The organism is Cellulosimicrobium sp. CpK407, from assembly GCF_051844275.1.
GTDB classification, from domain to species: domain Bacteria; phylum Actinomycetota; class Actinomycetes; order Actinomycetales; family Cellulomonadaceae; genus Cellulosimicrobium; species Cellulosimicrobium cellulans_G.
The window spans coordinates 1-24,952 of the sequence record NZ_JBGNYC010000035.1; the positions used below are offsets into that span (position 1 = coordinate 1).

Annotated in this window: 21 protein-coding genes; 11 read left to right on the forward strand and 10 right to left on the reverse strand. The window is 74.4% G+C overall.

The window, feature by feature from the left end:
* Positions 1–608: 608 nt before the first annotated feature.
* Positions 609–896: a hypothetical protein gene (locus ABWU78_RS14680; RefSeq protein ID WP_253054963.1), complete on the reverse strand. Its 288-nt coding sequence runs from the start codon at positions 894–896 to the stop codon at positions 609–611.
* A gap of 310 nt (positions 897–1,206) precedes the next feature.
* On the opposite strand from ABWU78_RS14680, the gene ABWU78_RS14685 reads away from it, so the two are divergent.
* Both ABWU78_RS14685 and ABWU78_RS14690 read left to right on the forward strand, forming a co-directional pair.
* Complete coding sequence (locus ABWU78_RS14685; protein WP_253054962.1) at positions 1,207–2,211, forward strand: LacI family DNA-binding transcriptional regulator; 1,005 nt, start codon at positions 1,207–1,209, stop codon at positions 2,209–2,211.
* Between the two features lie 229 nt (positions 2,212–2,440).
* A complete protein-coding gene (locus ABWU78_RS14690) occupies positions 2,441–5,755 on the forward strand; it encodes a family 16 glycoside hydrolase (RefSeq protein ID WP_439158803.1) in 3,315 nt (1,104 codons plus the stop codon).
* Between the two features lie 153 nt (positions 5,756–5,908).
* On the opposite strand, the gene ABWU78_RS14695 is transcribed toward ABWU78_RS14690, so the two are convergent.
* Complete coding sequence (locus tag ABWU78_RS14695; protein WP_439158804.1) at positions 5,909–6,928, reverse strand: LacI family DNA-binding transcriptional regulator; 1,020 nt, start codon at positions 6,926–6,928, stop codon at positions 5,909–5,911.
* Positions 6,929–7,064: 136 nt separating this feature from the next.
* Between ABWU78_RS14695 and uxaC the strand changes: the two genes are divergently transcribed.
* The 8 genes from uxaC to ABWU78_RS14735 all read left to right on the forward strand — a co-directional run bounded on the left by uxaC (position 7,065) and on the right by ABWU78_RS14735 (position 15,855).
* Positions 7,065–8,564 carry a glucuronate isomerase gene (gene uxaC / locus ABWU78_RS14700; protein ID WP_439158805.1) on the forward strand — a complete coding sequence of 500 codons (1,500 nt, stop codon included), beginning with the start codon at positions 7,065–7,067 and terminating at the stop codon, positions 8,562–8,564.
* 215 nt (positions 8,565–8,779) lie between these two features.
* Complete coding sequence (locus tag ABWU78_RS14705) at positions 8,780–8,950, forward strand: hypothetical protein (protein WP_253054958.1); 171 nt, start codon at positions 8,780–8,782, stop codon at positions 8,948–8,950.
* On the forward strand, positions 8,950–9,306 hold the full coding sequence (locus ABWU78_RS14710) for a YciI family protein (protein ID WP_439158806.1): 357 nt from the start codon (positions 8,950–8,952) through the stop codon (positions 9,304–9,306). The genes ABWU78_RS14705 and ABWU78_RS14710 overlap by 1 nt, the downstream gene beginning before the upstream one ends.
* Before the next feature lie 10 nt (positions 9,307–9,316).
* On the forward strand, positions 9,317–10,669 hold the full coding sequence (locus ABWU78_RS14715; RefSeq protein ID WP_253054954.1) for an RNA polymerase sigma factor: 1,353 nt from the start codon (positions 9,317–9,319) through the stop codon (positions 10,667–10,669).
* Between the two features lie 217 nt (positions 10,670–10,886).
* Positions 10,887–12,488 (forward strand): endo-1,4-beta-xylanase, encoded by a 1,602-nt coding sequence (locus ABWU78_RS14720; protein WP_439158807.1) that lies wholly within the window; start codon positions 10,887–10,889, stop codon positions 12,486–12,488.
* A 180-nt stretch (positions 12,489–12,668) separates the two neighbouring features.
* Entirely contained in the window at positions 12,669–13,463 is a 795-nt protein-coding gene (locus tag ABWU78_RS14725) for a (Fe-S)-binding protein (protein ID WP_253055359.1), read from the forward strand.
* A complete protein-coding gene (locus ABWU78_RS14730) occupies positions 13,460–15,199 on the forward strand; it encodes a LutB/LldF family L-lactate oxidation iron-sulfur protein (protein WP_439158808.1) in 1,740 nt (579 codons plus the stop codon). Before ABWU78_RS14725 ends, ABWU78_RS14730 begins: the two co-directional genes overlap by 4 nt.
* Positions 15,196–15,855, forward strand: coding sequence for a LutC/YkgG family protein (locus ABWU78_RS14735; protein ID WP_439158809.1), 660 nt, complete (start codon positions 15,196–15,198; stop codon positions 15,853–15,855). Before ABWU78_RS14730 ends, ABWU78_RS14735 begins: the two co-directional genes overlap by 4 nt.
* Positions 15,856–15,925: 70 nt before the next feature.
* On the opposite strand, the gene ABWU78_RS14740 is transcribed toward ABWU78_RS14735, so the two are convergent.
* A complete protein-coding gene (locus ABWU78_RS14740) occupies positions 15,926–16,585 on the reverse strand; it encodes an NUDIX hydrolase (protein ID WP_439158810.1) in 660 nt (219 codons plus the stop codon).
* Between the two features lie 189 nt (positions 16,586–16,774).
* Between ABWU78_RS14740 and ABWU78_RS14745 the strand changes: the two genes are divergently transcribed.
* Complete coding sequence (locus ABWU78_RS14745) at positions 16,775–17,482, forward strand: uridine kinase family protein (RefSeq protein ID WP_439158811.1); 708 nt, start codon at positions 16,775–16,777, stop codon at positions 17,480–17,482.
* Positions 17,483–17,485: 3 nt separating this feature from the next.
* Here ABWU78_RS14745 and ABWU78_RS14750 read toward each other — a convergent pair whose 3' ends face one another.
* The 7 genes from ABWU78_RS14750 to ABWU78_RS14780 all read right to left on the reverse strand — a co-directional run bounded on the left by ABWU78_RS14750 (position 17,486) and on the right by ABWU78_RS14780 (position 24,660).
* Positions 17,486–18,034, reverse strand: a complete 549-nt coding sequence (locus ABWU78_RS14750) for a hypothetical protein (RefSeq protein WP_353707675.1) — start codon at positions 18,032–18,034, stop codon at positions 17,486–17,488.
* Between the two features lie 159 nt (positions 18,035–18,193).
* Positions 18,194–19,237, reverse strand: coding sequence for a methyltransferase (locus ABWU78_RS14755; RefSeq protein WP_439158812.1), 1,044 nt, complete (start codon positions 19,235–19,237; stop codon positions 18,194–18,196).
* A gap of 132 nt (positions 19,238–19,369) precedes the next feature.
* Complete coding sequence (locus tag ABWU78_RS14760) at positions 19,370–20,446, reverse strand: LLM class flavin-dependent oxidoreductase (protein WP_439158813.1); 1,077 nt, start codon at positions 20,444–20,446, stop codon at positions 19,370–19,372.
* Positions 20,443–21,882, reverse strand: coding sequence for an LLM class flavin-dependent oxidoreductase (locus tag ABWU78_RS14765; RefSeq protein WP_439158814.1), 1,440 nt, complete (start codon positions 21,880–21,882; stop codon positions 20,443–20,445). Before ABWU78_RS14765 ends, ABWU78_RS14760 begins: the two co-directional genes overlap by 4 nt.
* A complete protein-coding gene (locus ABWU78_RS14770; protein ID WP_439158815.1) occupies positions 21,879–22,679 on the reverse strand; it encodes an ABC transporter ATP-binding protein in 801 nt (266 codons plus the stop codon). The genes ABWU78_RS14765 and ABWU78_RS14770 overlap by 4 nt, the downstream gene beginning before the upstream one ends.
* On the reverse strand, positions 22,655–23,518 hold the full coding sequence (locus ABWU78_RS14775; RefSeq protein ID WP_439158816.1) for an ABC transporter permease: 864 nt from the start codon (positions 23,516–23,518) through the stop codon (positions 22,655–22,657). The genes ABWU78_RS14770 and ABWU78_RS14775 overlap by 25 nt, the downstream gene beginning before the upstream one ends.
* Positions 23,515–24,660, reverse strand: coding sequence for an ABC transporter substrate-binding protein (locus tag ABWU78_RS14780; RefSeq protein ID WP_439158817.1), 1,146 nt, complete (start codon positions 24,658–24,660; stop codon positions 23,515–23,517). Before ABWU78_RS14780 ends, ABWU78_RS14775 begins: the two co-directional genes overlap by 4 nt.
* Positions 24,661–24,952: the final 292 nt, after the last annotated feature.

Below are 24,952 nucleotides of genomic sequence, written 5' to 3' on the forward strand. Positions count from 1 at the left end.
GTCGTCGTCGAGGTCGAGCACGTTCGTCCCCCACGCGCTGCGGAGCTCGACGAACCCCAGCCCGAGCTCGGAGGCGACGACGCACTGCGTCTTGACGTCGGGCGATATCTCGTCGGCGAAGCCCGAGAGCGTCCACATCGTGCCGCCCTCCCTTCTGCTCGTGGCTCCCGGGCGACGACGCGGCCGGCACCGTGCGGCCACCGGGGCGCAGCCTCCGGCCCGGGGAGGGGCTCGTGCGGAGGGCGGCGCGGGGCCGGTGAGGCGAGGACGCGGGGTCGTACGGGACGGTGGTCGAGGTCCTGCGCACGGAGCTCGTTCTCCGTGCGCCTGGCATGGACAGTAGGTGCGGGCCATGGCACGGACAACGAGTTGCCATTTGTTGCACCTGACAGCGCTGGACGAGCGACCGCGGCACCAGGCGCACCGGACCGCGGGTGCCGGGTCGTGCGCGGGCACGAGGCGCGCGGGTGGGCGTGGTTGCCGTCGGTTGCCACCGGTCGGCGTCGCCGGGCGACGCCCGGCGACGGTTCCGTGACGGGGCCGTCGACGGCTGCCCGGCCCGCGTCGGCGGCGGTCCGGGCAGGGCACGCGGAGGGCGCGCCGGCGCGTCAGGTGCCGGGGTCCGCCGGGGTGCCGAGGTCGAGCGCGACGAGCCGGAAGCCCGCCGACCGGACGGCCCGCAGGACCTCCCCGCGCAGGGGCTCGGCCGCCACGACCGGCAGCTCCGTGTGGGGAGCCTCGACCCGGGCGAGGTCGCCGTGGTGGTGGACCCGCAGGTCCTCCAGGCCGAGGCGGCGCAGCTCGCTCTCGGCCGCCTCGACCTGGACGGCGGCCTCGCCGTCACGGGCGCGGTCGACGGCGAGGTCGACCGACGGCGCCTGATCGGTGCGGCTCATCGACGCCGTCCGCCGGGCAGGACCGGGACGGCACCGGAGGTTCGAGGTCCAGGCCGCCGACGTGCCGTCGTCGGGCGCAGGGACGCGTTCGCACGCGAGATCACGGAGCCATTGGAGGATGCCGTTCGGGGCCCGTCAAGGAGTTGCCGTCGGTTGCCGTGGGTTGCCACGAGACCTGCGTTCGGGCGGCGCGAGGGGCGGCACGAGGCGGCCACGGCGTGCGTATCGGCTGGTCACGGGGCACGGCCGCGACACGAGGGTGACAACCGGTTGTTGTCCGGCGCTGTCACGCCCGTTACAGTCCGACCGCATGACCTCAGCCGGCAATGGTGCCAGCCCGACGATCTACGACGTCGCCCAGGCGGCCGGCGTCGCCCCCTCGACCGTGTCACGGACGTTCTCGCGTCCCGGCCGCGTCAACGCGCAGACCGCGGAGCGGATCCGCCAGGTCGCCAACGAGCTCGGGTACCGGACGAACCCGCTGGCCCGCGGCCTGCCGAGCGGCCGGACCTCGCTGCTCGCGATCGTCGTGGCCGACGTGACCAACCCCTTCTTCTTCGAGATCATCCGCGGCGCGGAGAAGACGGCCCGCGACGCCGGGTACACGCTGCTCATGGTCGACGCCCACGAGTCCGACGAGGCGGAGCGCCGCGCGCTCGACCGGACGCTGCCCCTCGTGGAAGGTCTGATCCTCGCGACCTCCCGGCTCTCGGACTCCTCGATCCGGGTCGCCGCGAAGCAGCGGCCCACCGTCGTCATGAACCGGCACATGACCGACGTCCCGAGCGTCCTGACGGACAACGCCCAGGGCATGCGCAGCGCCGTCGAGCACCTGGCCGGGCTCGGGCACACGAGCCTCGCCTACGTCGCAGGGCCGGAGGCGTCGTGGGCCGACGGGATGCGCTGGCGCGCGTTCCGCGAGGCGACGCGCGAGACCGACGTCCAGGCGCGGCGGATCGGCCCGTTCGCGCCGACCCTCGCCGGCGGGCTCTCCGCGGCCAAGTCGCTCGTCAAGCACCCCGCCACGGCGGCCGTCGCGTACAACGACCTCATCGCGATCGGCGCGATGCGCGGTCTGCGCCGGCTCGGGGTCGAGGTGCCGCGCGACCTGAGCATCGTCGGGTTCGACAACATCTTCGGCTCGGACTTCTGCACCCCGCCGCTCACGACCGTCGCCGCACCGCTGCGCCACTTCGGGTCGTTCGCGGTCCAGCGGCTCCTGGCCCAGCTCCGCACGTCGCCCGCGCCGGCCGCCGGGCCGACGCTGCTCCCGGCGAAGCTCGTCGAGCGCGGCTCGACCGGCCGCCCGGCCTGACCGCACCCGCCCGCGGCGCGGTCGCCGCCGGGCCGGGCAACAAGTGGCAACTCGTTGCCCGTACGTCGTGCGCGCCCGGATAGTGACGGCACAGCGCACCGATGCGCGCCCTGTGCGCAGTCCGACGCACGGTCCTCGACGGAGAGGCAGGCTGATGGAACACCCCTCGACCGACGCACCACCCCCGCACGGCACGCCCCGGCCCCGCCGCAGAAGACGGCGTGCCCTCGTGGCCGCGCTCGCCGCCCTGGCCGTGCCGTCCGGCGTCCTCACGGCCCAGGCCGCGGTGCCGACCGCCGCACCCGCCGTGGCACCCGCCGCGACGCAGGCGGACATCCGCCCGCAGGAGCCCGGCGTGACCCTGCGCGTCTTCGACGTCCAGGTCATCCTCGACGACTACTGCACGCTCAAGCCCGGGCAGACGCCCAACGTCGACAAGATCATGCCGACCATCGACTGGACCACGGCGGCCGACTTCGGCCTCACGGACAAGTTCGTCACCGAGGTGACGGGGTACCTGAACGTCCCCGAGGCCGGCACGTACGACTTCCGGATCACGAACGACGACGGCGCGCGACTGCTGCTCGACGACGAGCTCGTCGTCGACCACCCGGGCCGTCACGGCGCGACGTCCAAGGAGGGGTCGATCCAGCTCGACGCGGGCTACCGCGCGCTGCGCATCGACCACTTCGACGGCGAGTTCGACCAGCGGCTCAAGCTCGAGTGGCGGCCGCCGGGCGCCTCGGGCTACGTGCTCGTCCCGAACTCCGTGCTGAGCACCGACGCCGACGTCACGCGCGTCACCTCGCCCGGCCGCAAGGAGTGCGAGGGCATCACCGAGGCACCGGGCGACGGCCTGCCGCTCACCGAGGTGCACCCCGACTACACGCTCACCGACCTGCGCCCCGAGGGCTTCCAGCCGCAGGTGACGGGGATGGACTGGCTGCCCGACGGCCGTCTGGCCATCTCCACGTGGGGCGGCGACCGGCTCACGCAGCGCGGCGAGGTCTACCTGATCGACCACGTCCAGGGCGACACCGGCGCGGACGACGTGACCTACACGAAGGTCGCCGAGGGCCTGACGGAGCCGATGGGCCTCAAGTACGTCGACGGCACGATCTACGTGTCCGAGAAGGACGGCCTCACGGCGCTCGTCGACACCGACGGCGACGAGGTCGCCGACGAGTACGACACGTTCGCGACCTGGCCGTTCGGCGGCAACTACCACGAGTTCGCGTTCGGTCTCCTCTACGAGGACGGCTACTTCTACGTCACCACCGGCATCGCCATGGTGCCGGGCGGCAACTCGCTCGACCCGCAGCTCGCGGAGAACCGCGGCTCGGTCATGAAGATCAGCAAGGAGACCGGCGAGGTCGAGTACGTCGCGGGCGGCCTGCGCACCCCGAACGGGCTGGGCTGGGGCACCGACGGTGCGATGTACGTCACCGACAACCAGGGCGTCCGCATCCCGACGTCCAAGCTGGTGCGCGTCGAGGAGGGCGCGTTCTACAACCACTTCACCAACCCCGACGGCCCCTACGACGACCAGCCCGTCACCGAGCCGGTCCTGTGGATGCCGCACAGCGAGATCTCGAACTCGCCGAGCAACCCGGTCGTGCTCACCGAGGGCGTGTTCGCCGGTCAGCTCGCGATCGGTGACGTCACGTACGGCGGCCTGCAGCGCGCGTACCTCGAGGACGTCGCGGGCCAGGAGCAGGGCGCCGTCTTCCGCATGACGCAGGGCCTCGAGTCCGGCGTGAGCCGGACGAGCGTCGGGCCCGACGGCGCGATCTACGTCGGCGGCATCGGCTGGTCCGGCAACTGGGGCCAGGCGGGCAAGCTCTCGTACGGGCTGCAGAAGCTCACGTACGACGGCAACAACGCGTTCGACATGCTCGCGATGCGCGCCGTCGAGGGCGGGTTCGAGATCGAGTACACGCAGCCGCTCTCCGAGGAGACGGCGCAGGACCTCGCGTCGAAGTACACCGCCGCGCAGTGGCGCTACGTCGCGACCCCGCAGTACGGCGGCCCGAAGGTCGACGAGGAGGACCTCGACGTCGCCTCCGCGACCGTGTCGGAGGACCGCAAGACCGTCACGCTCCAGATCGACGGGCTGAAGCCCGGGCGGGTCGTGAACGTCCACTCCCCGCGCCCCTTCGCGTCCGAGACCGGCCAGGAGCTGTGGAGCACCGAGGCCTGGTACACCCTCACCCGCCTGCCCGACGGCTCCGTCGCCCCGCCGGTCTACGAGGCCGAGGCCGCGGACATCAGCGGCGGCGCCGGGTGGAACAGCAACCACGCCGGCTACTCGGGCTCCGGGTTCGTCGACCGCAACTGGGAGCCGGGCGCCCAGACGACGTTCGCCGTCCGCACCGAGGAGGCCGGCCTGCACGACCTCGCGATCCGCTACGCCAACGGCCAGAACAGCGACCCCGCGCCGCTGCCGAGGAACCTGAGCCTCTACGTCAACGGCGAGAAGCTCAAGCAGGTCTGGTTCGACAGCACCGTGGCGTGGTCCACCTGGGCCACCCAGGTCGAGACCGTGCCGCTGCGCGCGGGCGCCAACACCATCACGATCCGGCACGACGACGACGACATCGGGCACGTCAACCTCGACAGCCTCACCGTCACCCCGACCGAGCGCATCACGCTGTTCGACGGCGACGACCTCGACCAGTGGGCGGCCGTCAACGGCGGCGGTCCCGCGACGTGGCCGATCGCCGACGGCTCCGTCGAGTCGTTCGGCGGCGACATCCGCACCCAGGAGAAGTTCGACGACTTCCGGATGCACGTCGAGTGGTACCAGCCCGAGCACGCGCCCGACGTCACGGGCCAGGCGCGCGGCAACAGCGGCGTCTACATCCAGGAGCGGTACGAGGTGCAGGTTCTCGAGTCCTTCGGCATCGACCCGCCGCGGAACGACCACGCCGGGGCGATCTACCTCCAGAGGGCTCCCGACGTGAACGCGGCGACGCCGATGGGCACGTGGCAGACGTACGACATCACGTTCCGCGGAGCCCGCTTCGGCCCTGACGGCACGAAGACCGAGGACGCGCGGCTCACGCTCGTGTGGAACGGGCAGGTCGTGCACGACGACGTCGCCGTCACCGGCAAGACCGGCAACGGCCGGGCGGAGGGACCGACGTCGGGGTACATCAAGCTCCAGGACCACGGCGACCCCGGCCTCAACCCCCGGTTCCGCAACATCTGGATCGAGCGCCTCTCCAGCGTCGAGGAGCCCGGCCAGGAGGAGGTCGCGATCACCGCGACCGCCGAGGTCCGGTGCCTCGCGGGCACGCCGTACGTCGCGGTCCGCGCGCTCAACGAGGACACCGTCCCGCTGGACGTCGTCCTCGACACGCCGTACGGGTCCAAGACGTTCACGGACGTCGCTCCTGGCAAGAACGCCTACCAGTCGTTCGCCGTCCGGGGCGTGGAGGACCCGACGGCCGGATCCGTGACCGTCACCGCCCGTCCGTCCGACACCTCCGACGAGCGGGAGACCGTCGCGACCCCGGAGCACGGCCAGCCGTCCTGCGGCTGACCGACCCGCTCCGGTCCCGGGGCCGTCCCGCGCGCCACTCGGCGCGCGAGGCGGCCCCGTCTCGGTCGTGCGCCATGGAACCCAGGTGGCGCGCGAGACAGAGGCTCCCGTCGCGAGGTAGAGCCCGCGAGCTCTACGCCGAGACCGGAGGCTCTATCTCGCGGGGGCGAGGGTCGTGGAGTCGCGCACCATGAGCTCGACGGGGAGGACGTCGTCGGGCGCCGTCGCGGGCTCCGGCGACCCGTCGGCGTCGGCGACGGCCCCGCGACGCGTGCCGAGCGCCGCGACCAGGCGGTCGACGGCGCGGGCACCGAGGCGCGCGAGGTCGGTGCGGACCGTGGTGAGCGGGGGCGACGCGAGGGTCGCGACGAACGTGTCGTCGAACCCGACGACGCTGAGGTCGCGCGGCACGTCGACGCCGCGCTCCCGGAGTCGAGCGACGAGGCCGAGGGCGACGAGGTCGTTGTAGGCGAGGACCGCCGTCGCCCCCGACGCGACGACGAGGTCGGCGGCCGCACGACCGCCCTCGACACGGGGGCGGAACGACCCCACGGTGACGGTCTCGACGTCGGGGTAGCGCTCGCGGACGACGTCGAGCCCGGCGCGGCGGCGCGCGTCGGACCACGACCGGTCGGGCCCGCCGACGTACGCGACGCGGCAGTGCCCGAGCGCCCGCAGGTGCTCGACGGCGAGGACGACGCCGTGCGCGTCGTCCGAGGAGACGGAGGGCACGCCGTCGTGCCGGAGGTTGACGAGGACGACGGGGGCGCCCCGAGCTGCGTCCAGGTCGGCCTCGGCGGCACGCGGAGAGCACAGCACGAGCCCGTCCGTCTGGGACCGCAGCCCGGTCACGAGCTCGGTCTCGAGCGCGGGGTCCTCCCCCGCGTCGACGACGAACACGGCGTGGCCCGTCTGGCGTGCCCGCGCCTGCACGCCCTTGGTCACGGATGCGAAGTACGGGTTCTCCAGGTCCGGCACGACGAGCCCGAGGGCCCCGGTGCGACCGGCACGCAGCCCGCTCGCGGCGCGGTTGGGCCGGTACCCGAGGCGGTGGGCGACGGCGACGACGCGGTCGCGCGTCTCCGGGGCGACGCGCTCGGGCTCGGCGAGGGCGCGGGAGACCGTGGAGATCGACACCCCGCTCTCGCGGGCGACGTCACGGACGGTGACCACGGCTGCCTCCTCGGCGCTCGGGGCCCCGCGGGGAGACTCGGGGCTGCGAACGATTGTAGCGGCCCCGCGGCTTTCGCTCCGAGAGATCCCGTGGCGTACGATGCAAACGTTCGCAACGATGCCTCTGGAGGAACCCGTGACGAGCACGGCCCACCTGGACCCGACCACCGCGACGGCGCCGTGGTCCCTGCACCCCGACCGCGCGCTCCCCGCCGACCCCGTGCTCCGACCGCTCGCCCGCGAGGTCTACGCGGCGACGCGTGACCTCCCGATCGTCTCCATGCACGGGCACGTCGACGCCGCGCTGCTCGCCGACGACACCCCGTTCGGCGACCCTGCCGCGCTGTTCGTCACGCCCGACCACTACCTCGTGCGCATGCTCGTCGCGCAGAGCACGTCGCCGCACGGCGCGCCGGGCGTGCGCGGCGTCCAGGACCTCGGCGTCGCGCCCGTGCCCGGCGCTCCCGACGGCACCGCGCCCGCCGAGACGGACCCGCGCGAGATCTGGCGCCGGTTCTGCGCGGGCTGGCACCTGTTCCGCGGCACCCCGACGCGCTACTGGACCGAGCACGCGCTCGTCGAGGTCTTCGGCGCCCCGGTGCGCCCGTCGGCACAGACCGCCGACGCGCTCTACGACCACCTGGTCGACCGCCTCGCGCGACCCGAGTTCCGACCGCGCGCGCTCTTCGAGCAGTTCGGCCTCGAGCTCCTCGCGACGACCGACCCCGCGCAGTCCCCGCTCGCCGACCACGCGCGCCTCGCCGCGGACGGTTGGGGCGAGCGCGTCGTGCCGACGTTCCGCCCCGACCCGCTCCTGCACGTCGACCGCGCCGACTGGGCCGCCCAGGTGGCCGAGCTCGGCGCGGCCGCGGGGACGGACGTCGTCGACTACCGGTCCTACCTCGACGCGCTCCGGGCGCGCCGCGCCGCGTTCGTCGCGGCCGGCGCCCGCGCGACCGACCACGGCCACCGCACCGCGGACACCACGCCCCTCGACGACGCCGACGCCGCCCGCGTCCTCGACCGCGCGCTGCGCGGCGAGGCCACCGCGGCCGAGGCGCGGGCGTTCTCGGCGCACATGCTCTTCCAGATGGCTGCGATGTCGGCCGAGGACGGCCTCGTGATGCAGCTCCACCCCGGCGTCCTGCGCGACCACTGCGCCGGCGTCGTGCAGGCGTACGGTCCCGACAGGGGCTACGACATCCCCGAGCGCACCGAGTACGTCCGCGCGCTGCGTCCGGTCCTCGAGGCGTTCGGCCACCACCCGGGCTTCCGGATGATCGCGTTCACCGTCGACGAGGACACGTTCTCGCGCGAGCTCGCCCCGCTCGCGGGGGTCTACCCGGCGCTGCGGCTCGGCGCCCCGTGGTGGTTCCTCGACACCCCCGACGGCATGCGCCGCTTCCGCGAGGCGGCGACCGACACCGCGGGCTTCTACAACACGAGCGGGTTCGTCGACGACACGCGCGCGTTCTGCTCCATCCCCGCCCGCCACGACCTCGCACGCCGGATCGACGCCGGCCACCTCGCCCGCCTCGTCGCCGAGCACCGCCTCGACCTCGACGAGGCGATCGACACCGCCGTCGACCTCGCCTACCACCTCCCGAGGGCCTCCTACCCCCCGCTGGGCGCGTGAGCCCGTCGCCGAACCCCACTCACGCCCGCGAGATCGACCCGTCCGCCTTCAGATCGACCTCCCGAGGGTCGATCTCGGACGCTCGGGTCGATCTCGCGCCCAGCGCCCGCCGCAGTCCGCTCCCCAGAACTCGTCCGCGTGAGGTGTCGATCTCGGCGACGGTCGTTCGTCGTCCTGGTGAGCGGCCGCACGGGCCGCACGACCGAGGAGGCACGATGACCTTTCTGGAGACGATCCTCGCCGCGAACCGGGAGCAGCCGCCGGACCTCGCGCGCTACCGTGACGGACGGCGCGGCGTGGGCGACGGGATCGACGCCGCCGACGTGGTGCTCTACGGGCCGACGGCGCTCCGCCGGCCCGCGACGACGAGGGCGGAGGACCTGTGATGCGTTACCTCATGCTCGTGCTCAGCACGCCGCACGACCCCGACCTGCGCCCCGAGGAGGCTGCGGCTGCACCCCCGATCGAGGAGTGGGTCGGGCGCCACTACGGCAGCGGCGCCGCGGTGCTGGGCGACCGGCTGCGGCCCGTGGAGGACGCCGTCGGCGTCCGGGTGCGCGGCGGCAAGGTCCTCGTCACCGACGGGCCGTTCTCCGAGACCAAGGAGACGATCGCCGGGTTCGACGTCCTCGAGGCGCCCGACCTGGACACGGCGATCGCCATCGCGTCCGAGCACCCCATGGCGTACGGCGGGGCGATCGCGCTGCACCCTGCGTGGCCGCTGGACCTCGACGGCTCCTGACCTGCCGGTCGTGACGGACCCGCGCCGCGCCGTCGAGGACGCGTTCCGCACCGAGTGGGGACGCGTCCTCGGCGCGGTCGCGCGCAGCACGGGCGACCTCGACCTCGCCGAGGAGTCCGCGCAGGAGGCGTTCGCGACCGCGCTGCGCACCTGGGACCGCGACGGCGTCCCCGAGCGGCCCGGCGCCTGGCTCACGACGACGGCCCGCCGGCACGCGATCGACGTCCTGCGCCGGCGACGGGTCGAGGCGGAGCGCGTTGCCGCCGCGGGCCGCCTGGGCGAGCGTGTCGACGCCGGGTCCCGGAACGGTGGCCCGGACCCCGTCGTCGAGCAGGTCGCCCTCGGCCTCGACGACGACGCGTGGGACCTGGACGACCCCGACGGCGACCTCCTCCGGCTGCTGTTCACGTGCTGCCACCCGGCGCTGCCCGCCGAGGCTCGCGTCGCCCTGACCTTGCGGTCGCTGACCGGCATGACGACCGCCCAGGTCGCGCGCGCCTTCCTCGTCCCCGAGGCGACGATGGCGCAGCGCCTCGTCCGGGCCAAGCGCCGCATCCACGCGACCGGGATGACCTTCCGGGTGCCGCCCGCCGAGTTCCGGGCGGAGCGCGTCGACGGCGTCCTCTCCGTCCTGTACGTGCTCTTCACGGAGGGGTACGACGCCTGGGCGGAGCCCTCCGACGTGGTCGAGGGATCGGCCGAACGGCGTGCTCTCGCCGACGTCGCCGTCCGGCTCGCGCGCCTGGCCGCACGGCTGCTCGACGACGAGCCGGAGGCCCGCGGGCTGCTCGCCCTCCTGCTGCTCCAGCACGCCCGCCGGGACGAGCGCGTCGGCCCCGACGGCTCGACGCGCACCCTCGCGGAGCAGGACCGCGCGCGCTGGCGGCACGACGAGATCGCCGAGGGCGTGGCCGGGCTCGAGGCGGCGCTCGCCGTCGGGCGGCCCGGGGCGTACCAGGTGCAGGCCGCCGTCGCGGCGCTGCACGACGAGGCCCCCGACGCCGAGGCGACCGACTGGCCGCAGATCCTGGGCCTGTACGACGTGCTGCTCGACCTCACCGGTTCGCCGGTCGTCGCGCTCAACCGCGCGGTCGCCGTCGCCGAGGTGCACGGCGCGGAGGCCGGCCTCGCGGCGATCGACGCCGTCGCCGCCGAGCCCGCGCTCGCGGGGTACCACCTGCTGCCCGCGGTCCGCGCGGAGCTGCTCGAGCGCGCCGGCCGACCCGCGGAGGCCGCCGTCGACCTGCGTCGCGCCCTCGCGCTCGTCGACCGCGAGGGCGACCGCCGCCTCCTGGAGCGCCGCCTGGCCGGGCTCGCCGAGGCGATGCGAGATCGACCCGAGCGTCCGAGATCGGCCCTCTGAGGGTCGACGTCGCGACGCTCGGGTCGACCGGGCCGCGCTACGAGGCTCCGCAGGGGGCGAGCCGCTTCCAGCGAGCCAGAAGCCGGTGCTCCGTCCCAGCATGTAAAACGGTATCGATAACGATTGCCATCCCGCCGCCGTATGACTAGCGTCACGTGCGCACGTTGTTCGCGCTGGTGGGCCAACGGTGGTCCACCCGGGAGGAAGAGGATCGACGATGACCCGAGCACTACCCTTGCGCAGCACGAACGGCAGGAGGTCGGCCGCCCTGGCCGCGCTCGTTGCCGTGCTCATCACCACCGGCGTCGGCGCGGGCTCCGCGCAGGCTGCCGGCTCCACCCTCGAGGCGGCGGCCGCCGAGTCCGGCCGCTACTTCGGCACCGCCCTCGCGGCGGGCAGGCTGTCCGACTCGACGTACTCGACCATCGCGAACCGCGAGTTCGACACGATCACGGCCGAGAACGAGATGAAGATGGACGCGACGGAGCCGTCGCAGAACCAGTTCAACTATTCCCAGGGCGACCAGATCGTCAACTGGGCCACGAGCCGGGGGAAGCAGGTCCGCGGGCACGCCCTCGCCTGGCACTCGCAGCAGCCGGGCTGGATGCAGAACATGTCCGGCTCCGCGCTCCGCCAGGCGATGCTCAACCACGTGACGCAGGTCGCGACGCACTACCGCGGCAAGATCTACGCGTGGGACGTCGTGAACGAGGCGTTCGCCGACGGCAGCTCGGGCGCGCGTCGCGACTCGAACCTGCAGCGCACCGGCAACGACTGGATCGAGGCGGCGTTCCGCGCGGCCCGCGCCGCCGACCCCGGCGCCAAGCTCTGCTACAACGACTACAACACCGACAACTGGAGCCACGCGAAGACCCAGGCCGTGTACAACATGGTCCGCGACTTCAAGGCGCGGGGGGTGCCGATCGACTGCGTCGGCTTCCAGGCCCACTTCAACTCGGGCAACCCGGTGCCGAGCAACTACCACACCACCCTCCAGAACTTCGCCGACCTCGGCGTCGACGTGCAGATCACCGAGCTCGACATCGAGGGCTCCGGCTCGTCGCAGGCGGAGCAGTACCGCGGCGTCGTCCAGGCGTGCATGGCCGTGTCGCGCTGCACCGGCATCACCGTCTGGGGCGTGCGGGACACCGACTCGTGGCGCGCGTCCGGCACCCCGCTGCTGTTCGACGGCAACGGGAACAAGAAGGCCGCCTACACCGCCGTGCTCGACCAGCTCAACAGCGGCGGCGGGACGCCCGGCGGCCCGGGGGAGAACCCGGGCGGCTCCTGCACCGTGACCGTGACGCGGGGCGACTCCTGGGGCGACCGCTTCAACACCACGTTCCAGGTCTCCGGCGCGTCCGACTGGACCGTGACCATCCGCACCGGCTCCGGCCAGAGCCTGCAGAACTCCTGGAACGCGGCCGTCTCCGGCACGAGCGGCACCCTCACCGCGACACCGAACGGGAACGGCGACGCCTTCGGCATCACGCTGTACTCGAACGGCAACACCACGCTCCCGACGGCCACGTGCTCGTCGGGCTCGGGAGGCGGCGGCGAGACGTGCACCGTGACCGTGACGCGGGGCGACTCCTGGGGCGACCGCTTCAACACCACGTTCCAGGTCTCCGGCGCGTCCGACTGGACCGTGACCATCCGCACCGGCTCCGGCCAGAGCCTGCAGAACTCCTGGAACGCCGCCGTCTCCGGCACGAGCGGCACCCTCACCGCGACACCCAACGGCAACGGCGACGCCTTCGGCATCACGCTGTACTCGAACGGCAACACCACGCTCCCGACGGCCACCTGCTCGGCCTGACCGGAGACCGCCGGGGTGGTGGGACCGTCCGTCCCGCCACCCCGGCGTCCGTGCCGCACCAGGGCCGGCAGAGCCACGTCGTCCGACCACAACCGCAGCGCCTCGCCGCGGGGGTCTCGACAGGCGGCACGGACGCGCCCCGGCGAGACTGGACCGGACTCACCCTCTCCCGGAGCCCTGATGCGCATAGCCCTCACCGCGACCTGCCTCGGCGACGTGATGTTCCCGCAGGCACCGCGCGCCACCGCCCTCCTCCTCGAGCGCCTCGGGCACGAGGTGTTCTTTCCCGAGCGCCAGGCCTGCTGCGGCCAGATGCACGTCAACACCGGGTACCTCGACGAGGCGGTCCCCGTGGTGCGCAACCACGTCGAGGCGTTCTCCCCCGTGCTCGACGGCGAGTGGGACGCGATCGTCGTGCCGTCGGGGTCGTGCACAGGGTCGGTCCGGCACCAGCAGGGCATGGTCTGCCGGCGCGCCGGTCTCGACGAACTCGCGCGCACCGCCGACGCGGTCGCCGCGAAGACGTACGAGCTCTCCCAGCTGCTCGTCGACGTGCTCGGCGTGACCGACGTCGGCGCCTACTTCCCGCACCGCGTCACCTACCACCCGACGTGCCACTCGCTACGCATGCTCCACGTCGGCGACAAGCCGCTGCGCCTCCTGCGCGCGGTCGCGGGCATCGACCTCGTCGAGCTGCCCGCGGCGGAGGCGTGCTGCGGGTTCGGCGGCACCTTCGCGCTGAAGAACGCCGAGACCTCGACGGCGATGCTCGCCGACAAGATGACGCACGTGAAGGAGACGGGCGCCGAGGTCCTCACCGCGGGCGACGCGTCGTGCCTCCTGCACATCGGCGGCGGCCTGTCGCGCATCCGCGCGGGCGTCCGCACGCTGCACCTCGCGGAGATCCTCGCGTCCACGAAGGACACACCCGCCCCTGCCGGGGCCGGTCCGTCGACGCGCGGGGGTGCCCGGTGAGCCGCACGTTCCTCGGCCTGCCCGCCCGGCGCGGCGCGCGCACCCTGCCCGACGACGTCGCGCGCCCGGGCGCGCGCGGCACGTCGGCGGGTACCTCGGCGGGCGCAGCGGCGGCGTCGGACGCGTTCGGCGACGTGCCGCACCCCGACGCGCCGCTGCGCTGGGGCGACGCGTTCCCCGACGCCGCGCGCGCGGCGCTGCAGAACACGCAGCTGCGCCGCAACCTCGCGCACGCGACCTCGACCATCCGGGACAAGCGCGCCGCCGTCGTCGGCGAGGTGCCGGACTGGGAGGCGCTGCGCGACGCGGGCTCCGCGATCAAGACCGACGTCATGGCGCGCCTGCCCGACCTCCTCGAGGAGCTGGAGCGCAACGTCGTGGCGCGGGGCGGCGTCGTGCACTGGGCGCGCGACGCCGACGAGGCGAACCGGATCGTCGCGGACCTCGTGAAGGCCAAGGGCGTCGACGAGGTCGTCAAGGTGAAGTCCATGGCGACGCAGGAGACCGGGCTCAACGAGGCGCTCGCCGCCGAGGGGATCGCGGCGTACGAGACGGACCTCGCGGAGCTCATCGTGCAGCTCGCCGACGACATGCCGTCGCACATCCTCGTGCCCGCGATCCACCGCAACCGCGCGGAGATCCGCGAGATCTTCCTCGCGCGCATGGGCGACGCCCCGCCGGACCTGTCGGACGTCCCGCGCGAGCTCGCGATGGCCGCGCGCGCCCACCTGCGCCGCACGTTCCTCTCGGCGAAGGTCGCGATCAGCGGCGCGAACTTCGGCGTCGCGGACACGGGGACGCTGACCGTCGTCGAGTCCGAGGGCAACGGCCGCATGTGCCTGACGCTCCCCGAGACGCTCATCACGGTCATGGGGATCGAGAAGGTCGTGCCCACGTACACCGACCTGGAGGTGTTCCTCCAGCTCCTGCCGCGGTCGTCCACGGGCGAGCGCATGAACCCGTACACGTCCCTGTGGACGGGCGTCACGCCCGGCGACGGCCCGCAGGAGTTCCACCTCGTGCTGCTCGACAACGGGCGCACCGACGTCCTCGCCGACGAGGTCGGGCGGGCCGCGCTGCACTGCATCCGCTGCTCCGCGTGCCTCAACGTGTGCCCGGTGTACGAGCGGGTGGGCGGCCACGCCTACGGGTCGGTGTACCCCGGCCCGATCGGCGCGATCCTCACGCCGCAGCTCACCAAGTCCTCCGGCGGGCTCTCCGGCCACCACGACCCCAACGCGTCGCTCCCCTACGCCTCGACGCTGTGCGGCGCGTGCTACGAGGTGTGCCCCGTGAAGATCGACATCCCGTCGATCCTCGTCGAGCTCCGGGCGCGCGAGGTCGACGCCGACCGCGGCCGCCCGACCGGCTGGGGCGCCGCGATGAAGGCGGCGTCGTTCGTCATGTCCGACGCGCGACGGTTCGCGCTCGCGGAGAAGGCGGCGGGTCTGGGGCGCGTGGTCGCCGGTCCGACAGGCCGGATCGCGACCCTCCCGCCCCCCGCGTCCGCCTGGACCCGCTCGCGCGACCTCCCGGCCCCGGCGAAGCAGACCTTCCGCGACTGGTGGCGCGACCGTCCGGACCGTGCGACCCCACCGGCCGACCCCGTGGTCCCTCCCCAGGACCGGTCCGCGCTGAGGAACGATCGCGGGTTCGCCGAACCCGGGATCACTCCTCAAGATGAGCCCGCACCGGGGAACGATCCAGGGTTCGGCGAGAGGGGTGATGACCGGTGAGCGCGCGCGACGACGTCCTCGCCCGCGTGCGCGCCGCGCTCGGGGGGTCGACGGCGGGTGGGTCGGCGGCGTCCGGCCGTGTCCCGCGGGCGTACCGCGAGCGCGGCGACCTCGCGCCGGGGTCGCCGGGAGCCGTGGACGTCCTCGTCGACCGGCTCGTCGACTACCGGGCGCACGTCCACCGGGCCGCCGGCCCGGCCGAGGTCGCCACGATCGTGGGCGACGTGCTCGCGGACGCGGCGTCCGTCGTCGTGCCGCCGGGGCTCGACGACGCGTGGCTGGGCGCGCTGGGTGCCGGGACCGCCGTCGTGCCCGACGCACGCGACGACCCGCGCACGCCCGACGAGCTCGACCGGGTGGACGCCGTCGTCACGGCCGCGCGCGTCGCGATCGCCGACACGAGCACGATCGTGCTCGACGGCGAGCCCGACCAGGGCCGCCGGGCGATCACGCTCGTGCCCGACCTGCACGTCTGCGTCGTGCGCACCGACCAGGTCGTGGAGACGGTCCCCGAGGCCGTGCGGCTGCTCGCCGCGCACCCGGAACGACCGCAGACGTGGATCAGCGGCCCCAGCGCGACGAGCGACATCGAGCTCTCCCGCGTCGAGGGCGTGCACGGCCCACGCACCCTCCACGTGATCCTGGCGCCGAGGTAGAACCCGCGGTCGCCAGGTAGAACTCCGCACGTTCTACGTCGCGACCGCGCGGTCTACCTCGCGGCAGAGGTCATGCCCGACGGCGGTGGCGCACCTCGGCGAGGACGGTCGCCAGGCGCACGGGGAAGTCGTCCGGCGTGCCGGCCGGGAGCGCGTCGACCGGGAACCACGCGACGTCCTCGCTCTCGTCGCTCACGGCCGTCCGCGCGTCGGGGTCGGCGAACGCGACGAACCCGACGTCCCAGTGCGTGCGGCACGTCCCGAACGCCGCGGCGAGGTCGTGGCGGTGCACGTCGACGGGCGCCGCGGGGCCGACGGCCTGGTGCCCGGGGCCGTCGTCCGGGCCGGTGGACGGCTCGGGGTCCGGGTCGAACGGGACGAGGTCGTCGAGGCCGCTCTCCTCGCGGGCCTCGCGGTAGGCGGCCCCCGCGAGCGTCGTATCGCCCGGCTCCGTGTGCCCGCCCACCTGGACCCAGAACTGGCCCTTGCGGTGGAAGCAGAGCAGCACGCGGCCCAGGTCCGGGCTGAGCACGAAGCAGCTCGCCGTGAGGTGCTGCGGGCCGCCGTCGCGCCGGACAGCGTCGGCACGCGCGCCGGAGCCACCGTCGCCGCGGAGGAACGCGCGGTACTCGGCCGCGAGCGCCGCCTGCTCGTCGTCGACCGGCTCCCACCGGTCGAGGCGGGCGAGGGCGTCGCGAGCGAGCAGGGCGGCAGGGTCGAGTGCGGTCACCGGGGAAGGCTACGCGGGCCGCGCGAGCTCTACCCTCACGTGCCGCCGGTCCGCGGTCCGCGGTCCGCTGCACCCGGCACTCCAGCGATGCACCGGCACGGGAGCGACGCACCACGGAGCGCATCGCCCGACCGGGAGCGCAGCGCTCGGCTGCACAGTGGTCCGCCGGCACTGCGAGAATGGGGTCCCGTGAGCGACCCTCAGCACGTCGACGGAGGCCCGGTCCAGGCCGGCACAGGACCGGCGACCGACGACCTCGGCACGGACCCCGCGCTGTTCGACCTCCCGCCGGGCTCGCGCGAGGTCCCGACGCGCATCGTGCTCCTCACGGGCGCGTCCGGCTCGGGCAAGACGTCGCTCACGCGGCGCCTCGGCCTCCCGGTCGTCGCGCTCGACGACTTCTACCTCGACCACGACCACCCGGACCTGCCGCAGCGGTTCGGCATCGTCGACTGGGACGACCCCCGCTCGTGGGACGCCGCGGGCGCCGTCGCGGCGCTCGTCGACCTCGCGCGGACCGGGCACGCGGACGTGCCGGTCTACGACATCCCGACGTCGCGCCGCACGGGGACGACGCACCTCGACGTCACGGGCTCGCGGGTCGTGCTGGCCGAGGGGATCTTCGCGGCGGAGATCGTCGCGGCGTGCCGCGCCCAGGACGTCCTGGCCGACGCGATCTGCCTGCGCCGACCGCGTCTCATGACGTTCTGGTTCCGCCTGCTGCGCGACCTCGCGGAGATGCGCAAGCCGCCGGTCACGCTGTTGCGGCGCGGCTGGGCGCTGCTGCGCGCCGAGCCCGCACTCGTGCGCCACTGGGAGTCGCTCGGCTGTCGCGCGCTGACGCCGACGCAGGCCGAGAAGGAGATCCGCGCGCTCCTGCGGCCCTCCGCGGCGTAGGCGCTACACCGACGGGGCAGCGACCTCGATCGTCGCGACCGACGGCCCGCCGCAGTCGGGCCCGAAGTCGCCGGTCGTCGTCTCCCACACGGGGTCGACCTCGTGCTCGGCGACGACGTCTCCCGACGCGAGGTCCACGACGCGGACGGCGATCGGCCCGACCGGGCCGTTCGTCGCGGAGCCCGTCCAGCCGCCGCGCGACGGCTCGACGGGCAGGTCCTCCGCCGCCGCCTCGGGCGAGCTCTGGGCAGCCTCGGGCCGGTCCGGCAGGACCAGGTGGTCGGGGACCGTCGTAGGGATCGGCTCCGGGTCGAGCGAGACAGTCCCGTCGCGCACGAGCCCGCAGGGGTTGATCCCGACGCAGCCCACGAGCACGCCGTAGGCATCCCGATCCGGCCAGGAGTCGTCGAGCCGGACCTCGAGGCGCGCCACGTAGCCGACCGCGGGGCACGCGGTGACCGGGCCTCCCGGGCCGCCGCACGCGGGCAGCACGGCGACGAGCAGTCCTGCGGCGAGCCCGCGCGCACGCCGTCGTCCCCGTCCGTCGGTCATCGTCGGCACCCCCTCCGCAGGCCGGCACGTTCGCCCGGGCCTTCGTCCAGAGCCTGTCGCGTGCGGCCGGATCCTTGCACCGGAACCTGCGAGTCCACCCGCGGAGCGTGACGAGACGTGAGAAGTGGCCCCTGAACGGCACGCCCCGGGGGCCACTTCTCACGCCTCGGCGGGGAGCGTCCCGACGACGATCGTCGCGCCGATCTCCTCGTCGCGGACGACGCGCGCCCGCAGTCCGGCCCGTTCGAGGACGTCGACGGCGCCCGTCGCCTGGCGCTCGCCGGACTCCGTGAGCAGGTGGCCGCCGGGAGCGAGCCACGCGGGCGCCTCGGCGGCGACGCGGCGCAGCACGTCCAGACCGTCGCCGCCGCCGTCGAGCGCGACGTGGGCCTCGTGGTCGCGCGCCTCGCGGGGCAGCAGCGGGATCTCGGCCGTGGGCACGTACGGCACGTTGGCGAGGAGCAGGTCGACCCGGCCGCGCAGACCGGGCGGCAACGGGTCGAACAGGTCGCCCTCGTACGCGCTGCCGCCGACCGCGGCGACGTTGCGCGCCGCGCACGCGACGGCGGCCGGGTCGACGTCGCTCGCGTGCAGCGCGACGGTCTCCGCGCCGCCGAGGCCCACCGCGGTCGCGAGCCCCAGCGCCCCGGCGCCGCAGCACACGTCGACCACGACCACTGCCAGGCCGGCAGCCCGGCCGTCCGGGCCGCCACCCAGCCCGCCGTCGGAGTCGCCGACCGTCACGCCGCCCGCGCCGCCGCCTGTCCCGCCGTCGCGGTCGCCGACCGCCACGCCGCTCGCGCTGCCGCCCGCCCCGCCGTCGGGGTCGTCGAACGTCACGCCACCCAGCCCGCCGTCGGCGTCGCCGACCGTCACGCCGCCCGCGCCACCGCCTGTCCCGCCGTCGGGCAGCCGGACCAGGCGCCCGGCCTGCCGCCCGAGCGCGACGGCCTCGTCGACGAGCAGCGCGGTGCGCTGGCGCGGCACGAAGACCCCGGGGTCGACGGCGACGCGGAGCCCGTGGAAGTCGACGTACCCGAGCACGTGCTCCAACGGCTCGCCCGCGACCCGGCGCGCGACGAGCGCGTCGAGGTGCGCGTCGTCGTCGGCCCGCGCGGCGAGGAGCGCGGCCTCGTCCTCCGCGAAGACGCACCCGGCGGCGCGCAGGCGGGCGGCGAGGTCGTCGAGCTGGTCCCGGTCCACGTCCGGACGGTACTCCGGGCCGGGTCGCGCCCGCGCGGGGGACCCGCCCGTCACGAGATCGACCCGAGCGTCCGAGATCGGCCCTCAGGGGGTCGATCTCACGACGCGCGGGTCGATCTGGGCGGTGCTCGGTCAGTCGCGCAGGAGCGGGAGGAGCTGGGTGCCCTGGCGCTCGATCTCGCGCAGGTACGGGGTGTCCGACAGGACGAAGTGCGTGACGCCGAGGTCCTGGTAGCGCCGCAGCGACTTCGCGACGTCCTCCGCCGAGCCGACGAGCCACGTCGTGCCCGCTCCCCCGCCGCCGAACCGGCCAGGCGTCGTCCACAGGTTGTCGTCGAGCACCTCGCCGCGCGCCGCGAGGTCGAGCAGGCGCTGCTGCCCGACGGCGGTGCTCCGCCCCCGGTCGCGCGCGGACCACGCCTCGCCCTCCTGCGACCGCGCGGCCAGCTCCGCGACCTTCGCCTCGGCGTCGGCCCACGCCTCCTCGGTGGTGTCGCGGACGAACGTCGTGATCCGCAGGCCGAACTCGAGCGGCGCGTGCTCACGCCCGAGCTCGGCGCTCAGGCGCTTCAGCCGGTCGATGCGCTCCGCGATCCCGTCGAGCGGCTCGCCCCAGAAGAGCTGCACGTCCGCCTCGGTCGCGGCGACCCGCTCCGCGGCCTCCGACGCGCCGCCGAAGTAGATCCACGGGTGCGCGCGGCCGTCGCGTGCCACGGGGCGCGGACCCAGCCGTGACCGCGTCACCGAGAAGTGCTCGCCCGCGTACGTGACCTCCTCCTGCGTCCACAGGCGGCGCACGATCTGCAGGAACTCGCGCGTCCGGGCATACCGGTGCGCGGGGTCGGCCTCGCCGTCGCCGTACGCCTCCTGCCCGTCGGTGCCGGACACGATGTTGACGCGCAGCCGGCCGTCGCTGAGGTGGTCGAGGGTCGCGGCGGCGGACGCGAAGTGCGCGGGCCGCCAGAACCCGGGCCGGATCGCGACGAGCGGCTCGAACGTCGTGGTGCGGGCCGCGAGCGCCGTCGCGACGGTGAACGTGTCGGGACGCCCCCAGCTCGTCCCGAGCAGCGCGCCCGCGAACCCGTGGCGTTCCAGCGCGTGCGCGTGGTTCGTCAGGGTGTCGAGGCTGTTGTGGCCCTCGACCGCGTCGTCGCCGCGGTGGCCTGGACGGACCTGGTTCGGGACGTACCAGAGGTGCTCGGCGCTCACGCGAGGGCCTCCTCAAGGACGCGCGCGCCGCCGTCGGGCACGCGGCCACCGGGGGCGGTGCCCGCGGTGGCGGGGTCGACCTCACCCGCTCGTGCGTACCGGTTCGCCGGCCGCTCGAGCCCGTAGTGCTCGCGCAGCGTCCGTCCCTCGTACTCCTCGCGGAACAGGCCGCGCTCGCGCAGCACGGGTAGCACGTGGTCGACGAACTGCTCGAGCCCCGACGGCAGCACCGCGGGCATGATGTTGAACCCGTCGGCGGCCTCGGCGTCGTACCAGTCCTGGATCGCGTCGGCGACCTGCTCGGGCGTGCCCGCGAACGTGCGGTGCCCGCGCCCGCCGCCGAGCCGCCCGATGAGCTGGCGCACCGTGAGCCGCTCGCGCCGCGCGAGCTCGACGATCAGCGTGTACCGGCTCTTGGCCCCCTCGATCTCGTCCTCGGTGGGCAGACCGTCGGGCAGCTCGCGGTCGAGCGGCAGGTCCTCGGGCGCGAGGCGCAGCGTCTTGGCGAGCTGGGCGCGCGCGTACTCCGGGACGATGAGCTCATCGAGCTCGCGCTCCTGCGCGAGCGCCTCCGCCTCGGTCGATCCGATGACGGGGACGATGCCGGGCAGGATCTTCACCGTTCCCGGGTCGCGGCCGACGGCGACCGCCCGGGCCTTGAGGTCGGCGTAGAAGTCGCGGGCGTCGTCGAGCGTCTGGTGCGCGGTGAACACCGCCTCGGCGTAGCGCGCGGCGAGGTCCTTGCCGTCCTCCGACGAACCGGCCTGCACGATGAGCGGCCGCGCCTGCGGCGAGCGCGGCGTGGTGAGGGCGCCGTGCACGGAGAAGTGCGTCCCCGCGTGCGCCGGGGCATGAATCTTCGACGCGTCCGCCCACACGCCCGCGGCCTTGTCGGCCAGCACGGCGTCGTCCTCCCACGAGTCCCAGAGCTGGAACGCGACCTCGAGGAACTCCGCCGCGCGCTCGTACCGGACCGCGTGGGCAGGCTGGTCGTCGAGGCCGAAGTTGCGCGCGATGTCCGGCCCTGCCGTCGTCACGACGTTCCACCCGGCCCGACCGCCGGAGACGTGGTCGATCGACGCGAACCGCCGCGCGAGGTTGTAGGGCGAGTTGTACGTCGTCGACGCCGTCGCGATCAGGCCGATGCGCTCGGTCACGGTCGCGATGGCCGTGAGCACGATGAGCGGGTCGAGCGACCCCGCCGGGCGGCGCCCGACGTCGGACCGCAGCCCCGGGCCGTCCGCGAAGAAGATCGAGTCGAGCCTGCCCGCCTCCGCGATCTGCGCGAGGCGCTGCAGGTGCGCGATGTTCGTCGACGTCCACGACGGGTCGCTCTCCGGCAGCCGCCAGGACGCCTCGTGGTGGCCCGTGCTCATGAGGAACGCGTTGAGGTGCAGGCGCCCCGGGCGGTGGCCTGCGGAGTCGTAGCGGGTCATGCGGCGGTGTCCTTCCTGTCGTCCCGGACCACGCCGAGCGCGTCGAGCAGCTCGGTGCGGAGCCGGGAGAAGCGGGGGTCGGCGGGGTCGCGCGCCTCGCCGGGGCGGTAGCTCTGGTCGATGCGGCGCTCGGCCGCGATGCGTCCCTCGTCGAGCACGACGACGCGGTCCGCGAGGACGATCGCCTCGTCCACGTCGTGCGTCACGAGCAGGACGGCGGGGCGGTGCCGCGCGCACAGGTCGCGCAGCAGCGCGTGCATCCGGATGCGGGTCAGGGCGTCGAGCGCGCCGAACGGCTCGTCGGCGAGCAGGAGGCGCGGCGAGCGCACGAGCGAGCGGGCGAGCGACACGCGCTGCTGCTCGCCGCCCGAGAGCTCGTTCGGCCACGCGCGCTCGCGCCCGGCCAGGCCGACCTCCGCGAGGCTCGCGCGGCCGGCGTCCCGCGCGGCGCTCCGCCCGCGCGCCCCGGCGTCGAGACCGAGCACCACGTTGTCCAGCACGCGCGCCCACGGCAGCAGCCGCGAGTCCTGGAAGACGACGGACACCTGGTCCGGCACGACGACCTCGCCCGAGCCCGCGACCCCGTGGTCGAGCGCGGCGAGCGCGCGCAGGAGCGTGCTCTTGCCCGAGCCCGAGCGACCCAGGATCGCGACGAACTCGCCGTCGTCCACGGTGAGGTCGAGGTCGTCGAGGATGCGCTGCTCCCCGTACGACCGCACGAGCGAGCGGACCCGCACGGCCGCGCCGACCGCCGTCGGGCGGTCCTCCACGGTCAGTCCTCCAGCGTGCGCCGCCACGACAGCACCCTCCTCTGCAGGAGGCGGACGGCGAGGTCCGCGGAGTAGCCCAGGACGCCGTAGACCACGAGGCCGACGAGGATGATCTCCGTCTGCCCGTACGTCCGCGCGAGCTCCATCATGTAGCCGATGCCGGCCGTCGCGTTGACCTGCTCGACCACGACGAGCGCGAGCATCGACCCCGTCACCGCGAACCGCAGCCCGAGGAAGAACCCGGGCAGCGCGCCGGGCAGGATGACGCGACGCACGAACTGCCACCGCGAGAGCTGCACCGTCTCGGCGAGCTCGACGTAGCGGCTGTCGATCGCTCGCAGGCCGTTGTGCGTGTGCAGGTAGATCGGGATGAACACGCCGAGCGCGATGGTGATGACCTTCATCTCCTCGCCGATCCCGAACCACAGGATGAGCAGCGGCAGGAGCGCGAGGTTGGGGATGGCGCGCTTGACCTGGATCGGGCCGTCGAGCACGGCGTCGCCCACCCGGCTCAGCCCGGCGGCGAGCGCGAGCACGACGCCCGCGACGATGCCGAACGCCAGCCCGAGCGCGGCGCGCGTCAGGGACACACCGAGGTGCGCGCCGAGCTTGCCGTTCGCGACGAGCTCGGCACCCGTCGTGACGACCGTCCACGGTGCGGAGAGCACGCGCGGGTCGATGAGCCCCGTGGCGGAGCCGACCGACCAGACGCCCACGAGCAGCGTCACGCCGACGAGCGCCGCGAGCGGGATCGGCCGGCCGAGCCCCAGGCGTGTGCCGCGGGGGCGCACGTCCGCGGTCGTCGCGGGTGCGGCGTCGAGCCTCGGGGCCGCGAGGTCCACCCGGTCGACGACCGCCGCGCTCACTGCGCTCCCCCGTCCCGCGCCGCCGCCGCGGCCTCACCCGCGACGGGACCGAAGCGCTCGTCGAACAGGTCCGTCGCGTCGAACGGCTCCTGGTCGAGCTCGGTCGCGAGCAGGTCGATCGTCGCCTGCGTGCGCTCGATGCCCTCGGTCAGGTCGGACGGGATGTCCGGGACCGGCGCGTGGTCGATGAGGTACTGCGCGTCCTCCTCGCTCAGCCCCTGGTCCTCGACGTAGTACCCCTGCTTCCACTCCTCGGGGTGCTCGTCGATCCAGACCTTCGCCGCCGCCCACGCGGCGACGTACTCGCGCAGCGCCGCGGCCTTGGCCGGGTCCTCGACGACCTCCGTCGGGCCGTAGAGGTGCGAGGCGTCGTCGCGCAGGTGGTGCTTGACCGACGTCGCGCCGTCCGCCTCATAGGTGGCCAGGTAGCGGAAGAGCTGCGTCCCGCCCAGCGGGGCGATGTCGACCTCGCCCGCGGCGAGCGCCGTCGAGTACACGTCGCCCGTGCTCGGCAGCTCGACGAGCTCGACGTCGTCCTGCGTGAGACCGGCCTCCTGGAGCGCCTTGAGCACGATCGCGCCCTGCGCCTGGCCCGGGCTGAACGCGATGCGGTGGCCGCGGAAGTCCTCGAGCGAGTCGAGCTCGACCCCGGGCGCGCCCGCGAACTCGTAGATCGGCGCGTCCTCCCAGTTCTCCCGGTAGATCGACGCGTAGATCTGCACGTCCAGTCCCGTCCACGTCGCGTGGATCGGCGGGATCTCCGCCACCGCACCGACGTCGAGCGAGCCCGCCCGGAACGCCTCCGTCGTCGCGGGGCCGCCGGAGATGTTGGCCCACTCGACCTCGAACGAGAAGTCACTGTCGAGGTCGTCGCCGGCGAGCTCGAACGCCTTCTGCGTCGTCGGGTCGCCGATGCGCAGGACCGTGCCCTCGGGCACCTCGGTGGGCAGGTCGGCGTCGGCGGCGAGGGCCGCGCCGTCCGCCGGGTCCGTGCCGCCGGACGCCTGCGCGGCACCGCACGCACCCGTCGCGAGGAGTGCGACGAGGCCGACCGCGACGGCGGTCGCGCCGCGGCGGCCGGACGGACCCGCAGACGGGCGGCCGGGCGGAGCGGAGGAACGGACGAGCGGGTGTGCGGGCATGACGAGTCCTCTCGGGGAGAGCGCACGGGGGCATGCGGACGCCGCGTGCGGGAGGCGAGGTGGTGAACGGGCCCGACGGCGGCCCGGGCGGCCGTCGGTCAGTGCGTCGACGTGCTCAGCGGCACGGGGTCGGACGACACGCAGCCCGACGGCGCGGGCGCGCGCTCAGCGCGCGGCGACACGCGACGCCCGGCACGCGCCCGGCGTCGGCGGCGGGGACGGCGACATGGCCCCCCGGTGTCGTCTGCATGCGGGCGACTGTGCCAGCGCGCGCACGCCACAGGAAGGGCAC

Bases quoted from the DNA above. Each gene is read 5' to 3' on its own strand.
- ABWU78_RS14680 (WP_253054963.1), bottom strand. From the start codon at position 896: ATGAGCCGCACCGATCAGGCGCCGTCGGTCGACCTCGCCGTCGACCGC.
- ABWU78_RS14685 (WP_253054962.1), top strand. From the start codon at position 1,207: ATGACCTCAGCCGGCAATGGTGCCAGCCCGACGATCTACGACGTCGCC.
- ABWU78_RS14705 (WP_253054958.1), top strand. From the start codon at position 8,780: ATGACCTTTCTGGAGACGATCCTCGCCGCGAACCGGGAGCAGCCGCCG.
- ABWU78_RS14710 (WP_439158806.1), top strand. From the start codon at position 8,950: ATGCGTTACCTCATGCTCGTGCTCAGCACGCCGCACGACCCCGACCTG.
- ABWU78_RS14720 (WP_439158807.1), top strand. From the start codon at position 10,887: ATGACCCGAGCACTACCCTTGCGCAGCACGAACGGCAGGAGGTCGGCC.
- ABWU78_RS14725 (WP_253055359.1), top strand. From the start codon at position 12,669: ATGCGCATAGCCCTCACCGCGACCTGCCTCGGCGACGTGATGTTCCCG.
- ABWU78_RS14750 (WP_353707675.1), bottom strand. From the start codon at position 18,034: ATGACCGACGGACGGGGACGACGGCGTGCGCGCGGGCTCGCCGCAGGA.
- ABWU78_RS14765 (WP_439158814.1), bottom strand. From the start codon at position 21,882: ATGACCCGCTACGACTCCGCAGGCCACCGCCCGGGGCGCCTGCACCTC.
- ABWU78_RS14780 (WP_439158817.1), bottom strand. From the start codon at position 24,660: ATGCCCGCACACCCGCTCGTCCGTTCCTCCGCTCCGCCCGGCCGCCCG.